The sequence below is a fragment of the Pontibacterium sp. genome (genome assembly GCF_041587635.1).
Taxonomy (GTDB): domain Bacteria; phylum Pseudomonadota; class Gammaproteobacteria; order Pseudomonadales; family Balneatricaceae; genus Pontibacterium.
In genome coordinates this window covers 1-6348 of the sequence record NZ_JBFGYC010000207.1, presented here as the reverse complement: position 1 = coordinate 6348, position 6348 = coordinate 1, and the positions used below count along the sequence as shown (strand labels likewise).

The following is a 6348-nucleotide window of genomic DNA, read 5'->3' as shown; positions in this document are numbered from 1 at the left end:
TCACCGACCTGAGTGTTATAGCCGTCGGGAAAATGCCGAATGTCCTCATCCAGTGCCGCCACTTTGGCAGCGTGTTGGATCTGCTCAAGACTGGCATCCGGCTGGGCCAGAGAGATGTTATCGGCGATGCTCAGGCTGAACAGAAAGCTGTCCTGAGGTACATAGGCAAAACAGGCTCGTATGTGGTGCAGGCTGAGCGCCTGCAGGGGGTGGTCATCAATCTGAATCTGACCTGATTCTGACTCCCAGTGACGCATCAAAAGCTGAATCAATGTGGTTTTACCTGCGCCGGTTGGGCCTGCGATGCCCAGTTTGCGACCGTGAATAAGATCAAAGTGAACGCCCTTCAGAACCTGCCCGTCTTTTTCATCGTAGGCGAAGCTCAGGGTACGAACTTTCAGATCAGGTTGTTGCGGTGTATGTGTACCGAGGTCGGTGATGGTATCGGGTGTATCAAGGAGTGCATCAACCCGTTTTGATGCTGCGCTGCCTCGCTCGATAATATTCAGCAACCAGCCAAAGGCCCACATTGGCCAGATCAGTTGCCCCATATACAGGGTGAAACTCGCCAGTTTTCCGACCGTCAACTGTTCCTGCCAGACAAGCCAGCCGCCCACACCCAGAATCAGCAAGAGGGAGGTCGTTAGGCAGAGGTAAATAACCGGTTCATACAGCGCCTCATACCGCGCGACCTGATAATTGCAACGTGCGGCTTTTTCCGCGATCTTGTTAAACGCTTTGCTTTCGTGATGTTCCCGCCCCATCGCTTTAATCAGGCGAATACCGGATAGCGCCTGCTGAGTCTGGTTGTTGAGATCGGAAAAACGCTCGAGTGATTCCTGAAAATGCTGATGTACAGAGCGGGAGATTTTGAAAAAACCGTAACCCATGACTGGAAAGGGGAGTAGGGCAATGACCGTGAGGCGCCAGTCGATGGCAAAGAGCATCATCGCAATGACCAGTACGAAGGTCAGCGCCCCGTCAAAACCCGAGAGTACGCCTTCACCAGCAGCCAGTTCGATGGCATCAATATCATTGGTCGCTTTGGCCATCAGATCGCCGGTGCTCTGCTGGCTATAAAACGCCGGACCCAATCGAGTCAGTCGCTGATAAAAACGCTGGCGTAAAATGCCCCCCAGTTGATAGGAGGTGCCAAAAAGGATCAGCCGCCAGCCAACGCGCAATAGATAGATCAGCGCGCCCATCCCCAGTAAGATCAAAAGGTAGTATTCAACCGCTGGGTTCAATGTGCCTTCAGCTAGCAGGCGGTCAATCGTTTGACCGATGAGATAAGGCAGTGCTGCGTTGAGCAGGGCAACACCGGCCAGCATTAGCAGTGCGACGGCGTAGGTGCGCCAGTTAGCTTGAAAGAACCACGCCAGTTGTCTGAAAAGTAACATCTGAAGATTGAGTCCGTTGCTGCGCGTTTTGTTAGTGTACAGCTTAGCTGTCGGACTCAGGCAGTGAAATATGACCTCATAGCTGCAACAGCGTTATGCGGTACTTACGAGCAGGGCCTCACTGCAGCGTGTCGATGCACTGTAATGGAAGGAGAGGCGCCTATTTCGAGAGGTGCTTAATACCTTGTTCCACCCCTTCCAGTGTGAGTGGGTACATATGGTTTTCCATCAGCTGCTGAATCATGCCGATGCTATGCGTGTAATTCCAATAGCGTTGCTGACTTGGATTCAGCCAGATCACCTTATCCCATGTATCGGTAATACGCTTTAGCCAGACCTGTCCGGCTTCGTCATTCATATGCTCGACACTGCCAAAGCGGTCGGCGACTTCGTAGGGAGACATGGAGGCATCACCGATAAAGATGACGCGATAATCGGGTCCATAGGTGTGCAGGACGTCCAGTGTGGATATCTTCTCGGTATAACGACGACTGTTGTCCTTCCAGATATGTTCATACACACAGTTATGGAAGTAGAAGTATTCCAGGTGTTTAAATTCAGAGCGTGCTGCGGAGAACAGTTCTTCGCAGACCCGGATGTACGGGTCCATTGATCCGCCTACATCCAGAAACAGCAAAACTTTGGCCGCATTGTGGCGCTCAGGCACCATCTTGATATCCAGCAGGCCCGCGTTATTCGCGGTGCACTTGATGGTATCGTCCAGGTCCAGCTCTTCAGCGGCGCCGGTGCGCGCAAACTGACGCAGTTTGCGCAGCGCAACTTTGATGTTGCGGGTGCCGAGTTCAACGCTGTCATCAAGGTTGCGGAACTGCCGTTTCTCCCAGACTTTCACGGCGCGGCGGTTCTTGCTTTCTCCGCCGATCCGTACGCCTTCCGGGTTGTAGCCGCTGTGGCCAAAAGGCGAAGTGCCGCCTGTGCCAACCCACTTACTGCCGCCTGCGTGTTTTTCTTTCTGCTCTTCCAAGCGCTTTTTCAGCGTATCCATCAGTGCTTCAAGGCCGCCCAGTGCTTCAATCTCAGCCTTCTCTTCTTCAGAGAGCTGTTTCAGGAAGTTGGCTTCCAGCCAATGTTCGGGAATCAGCGCGTTGGCAAAATCCTCTACCAGTTCGAGGTCTTTAAAGTAGCTGCCAAATGCCTGATCAAAACGGTCGAAGTACTTCTCGTCTTTAATCAGGCAGGTACGGGACAGGAGGTAAAACTCGTCCACATTGCAGAATGCCAGTCGTGCCTGCAGTGCTTCGAGGAGCACCAGCAGTTCCTTTACCGTGACGGGAACGCCGCTCTTACGAAGGTGGTAGAAGAGATCTATCAGCATTAGCGAGTTTCCCGGCGCGCCATAAATGCCAGACGCTGCAACATGTGCAGATCCTGTTCGTTCTTCAGCAGAGCGCCATACAGGGGTGGCATCGCTTGTGTTGGATCACGGTTGATCAGGGTTTCACGGGAGATATCATCGGACAGCAATAACTTCAGCCAGTCGATCAGTTCGGAGGTCGACGGTTTCTTACGCAGTCCGTTGACGTTTCGGACCTGGAAGAAGATCTCCATCGCTTCACGCACCAGCTCCTGCTTGATTTCAGGGAAGTGAACATCCACGATTTGGTGCATGGTCGCCTGATCAGGGAAATTGATGTAGTGGAAAAAGCAGCGGCGCAAAAATGCATCCGGCAATTCTTTTTCGTTGTTCGAGGTGATAATGATGATCGGACGGTGTTTCGCCTGAATGCGTTCGCCGGTTTCGTAAACGAAGAACTCCATCTTATCCAGCTCAACCAGCAGGTCGTTGGGGAACTCAATATCGGCTTTATCCACTTCGTCGATCAGCAGTACCACCTGCTCATCGGCATCAAATGCCTGCCACAACATGCCCTTTTTGATGTAGTTGCCGATGTCGTGTACCCGATCATCGCCCAGCTGCGAGTCACGCAGACGGGAAACAGCATCGTATTCGTAGAGGCCTTGCTGAGCTTTAGTGGTGGATTTGATATGCCAGCGCAGCAACCTCTTGCCCAGTGACGCTGCTACTTCTTCCGCCAGCATGGTTTTGCCGGTGCCCGGCTCGCCTTTGATCAGCAGAGGGCGCTGCAGTGTAATCGCTGCGTTTACAGCCATCTGCAGGTCTTCTGTGGCTACATACTGGTCAGTACCTTCAAATCTCATCCGAATTATCCTCCACGTTCTGGAGCGAGGAGTTTAGCAAATGAAGATGACGAGAGGCTAATAAATACGGGTAATCATGTAATTGTTGTGCGAGGCGTGTGAGTGGGATGGCTAAGATGTTCATTTTCTTAGCCACTGGCGGTAGTATTGATGATCAATCGGGCGACAAGCGCTGAACGGATGAGATATGGCGACTTCCACAGATGAGCTGCATAAAAATACTGAAGCTTCATGCTACGCAGGTGAAGTGCCGCTGACGGTTGAGGAGCTGGATCAGATCCTTCAGCTGCAGCAGATGATCTTTTCACGTGTTGCTCGCAATGAAGATTATCTGTCGATTATCAACAAGCTTTGCTCATTGACCGAAAGCTTTCTAACCAATGCTGTCGCGTCTGTCATGCTGGTTGATAGTGAGTCAGGGTTGATGAGTGTACTGGCGGCACCGAGTGTACCTGATGCGGGTATCGATGCGTTGCAAGGTTTAAAACCTGGTAGAACCGGTGGTTCTTGTGGCAATGCAGTATTTGGCAATGAGCCGGTCTATGTTCGTGATACGTTTACCGATCCTCGCTGGACTGATCTGCGCCATATCGCTTACGACTTTAATCTCTGTTCCTGCTGGTCGGTCCCTGTGCGTAATGAAGCACAGGAAGCGATAGGCTCCTTTGCACTGTCCTCTTTTGAGCACCGTACACCGTCTGCATTTCACAAGCGTCTGCTGGATGTGGGGGCGTCGATCGTCAGTATTGTGTTGGCACGTCATGCCCAGGATCAACATCTGGCCGCGAGTCGTAAACGTATCGAATTGATGGGAACCGTGCTCACTCAATCATCGGAAGGTGTGTTGGTGACAGATGCCCACAATCGCATTGTCGAAACAAATCAGGCGTTTGAGGCAATCACCGGCTATTGTGGCGAAGAGGTGAAAGGTCTTGACCCAAAATTGCTGTCTTCGGGTCGGCAGGGCGCTGCTTTTTACAAAGATATGTGGGCGGAACTGACGTTGCAGGGGCAGTGGCACGGTGAAATTGTCAATCAGCGCAAAGATGGTTCAGAGTTGTCTCAATGGATGAGTCTGAGTGTGATTCGGGATACCTTGGGTAAGGTGCAGAACCATGTTGCCGTGTTTACCGATCTGACCGAATTAAAAGCCGGAAAGGCCAAACTGGTTGATGCGCTGGAACATGATCAGCTTACCGGCCTTCCTAATAAAGCTAAGCTGAGCATGTTGCTGGATGCAGACGATCATCCCCGTTCGCTGTTGTTGCTGAATGTGGATAACTTCAGTTATATCAACACCGGATACAGTTTGGCATTTGGTGATAAGTTACTCTGCGCGATTGCGCAACGTTTAGTCGAAGTAGAGCCGAAAGCGCAGATTTTTCGGGTAAATGCGGATGAGTTTGCGATCTATTACGATCAGGTCGTTGATCTGAAAGCGGCCAACGTTCGGGTATTGAAGCAGTTCTTCTCTCGTCAAATTAACGTTGATGATCTTGGCTTTAATATTACCTTCACAGCAGGTGGTGCCAGCGGTAGCGGTAGTCTGTTTGGTAAGGCGGTGCAGTCACTGCGAAAAGCGCGAGAACAAGGGAAGAACCAGTTCCATCTTTATAATGCCGATACGGATGAGCCGGATCAGGCAAAACGCGCTGAGCATATCTACTGGAACAGTATGCTGCATGATGCGCTGAGTGATGGTCGCATTGTGCCTTATTTTCAGGGAATCCGTGATAACCAAAGCGGTGAGATCGTTAAGTATGAAGCGTTGGTGCGTTTGCTACATGATCATACGGTGCATAGCCCCTACGTCTTCCTTGAGGCGGCCCGTTTGTCAGGGTTGCTGCCCTTGATTACCCGTCGGGTGATTGATCGTGGTTTTGCTCAGATTACGGGCACAGATATTGAATTGTCGGTGAATATCACCGAGGAAGATCTGAATCAGCACTATCTGGAGCAGTACCTGGAGAGCAAGCTGGATGAGTATCAGGTCAGTGCATCGCAAGTGACATTGGAGATCCTGGAAGGGGTTAGCTCAACCGGTAAGAAAAATCATATCAAACAGTTACGTGCACTTAAGGCGCGTGGGTATCGACTGGCGATTGATGATTTTGGGACGGAATACTCTAACTTCGAACGCATTCTTGAGCTGAATGTGGATTTTGTCAAAATCGATGCGAAATATATCAAGAATATCGCTGACGATAAGGCCAGCTACGAGATTACCCGCGCTATCGTATACTTCGCCAAGAACGCCGGTATCGCAACGATAGCGGAGTTTGTGCACAATCAGGCGGTGCAGGACGTCGTAGATCAGCTGGGAATCGAATACTCGCAAGGTTATCTGTTTAGCGAGCCCGCCGAGTCGGTTTAAACCTCAATATCGATCAAGGTGCCGATGCGTTCGCTATCGGCCTGCAATATCTTAGTGCCCGCCTCCGCTTCTGTTTTAGCCAGCTGCAACTCGACCAGTGATGACTCAATCGGTTTATTAGCGACCGGCGCAAAGGTATCGGAAGGTTTTTTGCTGTCGGTGGTTTCAACCGGAGTGTCGATGGGGGCTTGCGCGATATCGGTCGCGGCCTGATCCAGTCTCTGCTGAGACTGATTGATTGCTTGATAGGCCGACTGACTGGCTGGCTGAATATCCATGACTGCGTTTAGATCTCGTTGAATGGGGTGAGTGGAGTACTAAAAGTAGTCGCGGGGGGCTGATACCGCAAATGCAGCATGCAGTTGCCGGGTGATTACTTGATGGGGGTCAGGC

The 6348-nt window shown here is 51.3% G+C and carries 5 protein-coding genes; 1 reads left to right on the top strand and 4 read right to left on the bottom strand.

What is annotated here, in order from left to right; all coding sequences use genetic code 11:
• From ABYW01_RS11345 to ABYW01_RS11335, 3 genes are all read right to left on the bottom strand, one after another.
• A partial coding sequence (locus tag ABYW01_RS11345) for an ABC transporter ATP-binding protein (RefSeq protein WP_372832782.1) occupies positions 1-1400 on the bottom strand: 1400 nt, incomplete at its 3' end.
• 160 nt (positions 1401-1560) lie between these two features.
• Positions 1561-2736 (bottom strand): VWA domain-containing protein, encoded by a 1176-nt coding sequence (locus ABYW01_RS11340; RefSeq protein WP_372832780.1) that lies wholly within the window; start codon positions 2734-2736, stop codon positions 1561-1563.
• The gene (locus tag ABYW01_RS11335) at positions 2736-3581 is read right to left on the bottom strand and encodes an AAA family ATPase (protein WP_372832779.1); all 846 of its coding nucleotides are present in this window, start codon (positions 3579-3581) and stop codon (positions 2736-2738) included. The genes ABYW01_RS11340 and ABYW01_RS11335 overlap by 1 nt, the downstream gene beginning before the upstream one ends.
• A gap of 187 nt (positions 3582-3768) precedes the next feature.
• On the opposite strand from ABYW01_RS11335, the gene ABYW01_RS11330 reads away from it, so the two are divergent.
• Positions 3769-5955: an EAL domain-containing protein gene (locus tag ABYW01_RS11330; RefSeq protein ID WP_372832777.1), complete on the top strand. Its 2187-nt coding sequence runs from the start codon at positions 3769-3771 to the stop codon at positions 5953-5955.
• Here the strand turns inward: ABYW01_RS11330 and ABYW01_RS11325 are convergent.
• On the bottom strand, positions 5952-6233 hold the full coding sequence (locus ABYW01_RS11325; RefSeq protein ID WP_193954915.1) for a hypothetical protein: 282 nt from the start codon (positions 6231-6233) through the stop codon (positions 5952-5954). The genes ABYW01_RS11330 and ABYW01_RS11325 overlap by 4 nt on opposite strands.
• Positions 6234-6348 lie beyond the last annotated feature (115 nt).

Excerpts from the sequence above, each read along its gene's own strand:
- ABYW01_RS11340 (WP_372832780.1), bottom strand. The coding sequence starts at position 2,736 with ATGCTGATAGATCTCTTCTACCACCTTCGTAAGAGCGGCGTTCCCGTC.
- ABYW01_RS11335 (WP_372832779.1), bottom strand. The coding sequence starts at position 3,581 with ATGAGATTTGAAGGTACTGACCAGTATGTAGCCACAGAAGACCTGCAG.
- ABYW01_RS11330 (WP_372832777.1), top strand. The coding sequence starts at position 3,769 with ATGGCGACTTCCACAGATGAGCTGCATAAAAATACTGAAGCTTCATGC.
- ABYW01_RS11325 (WP_193954915.1), bottom strand. The coding sequence starts at position 6,233 with ATGGATATTCAGCCAGCCAGTCAGTCGGCCTATCAAGCAATCAATCAG.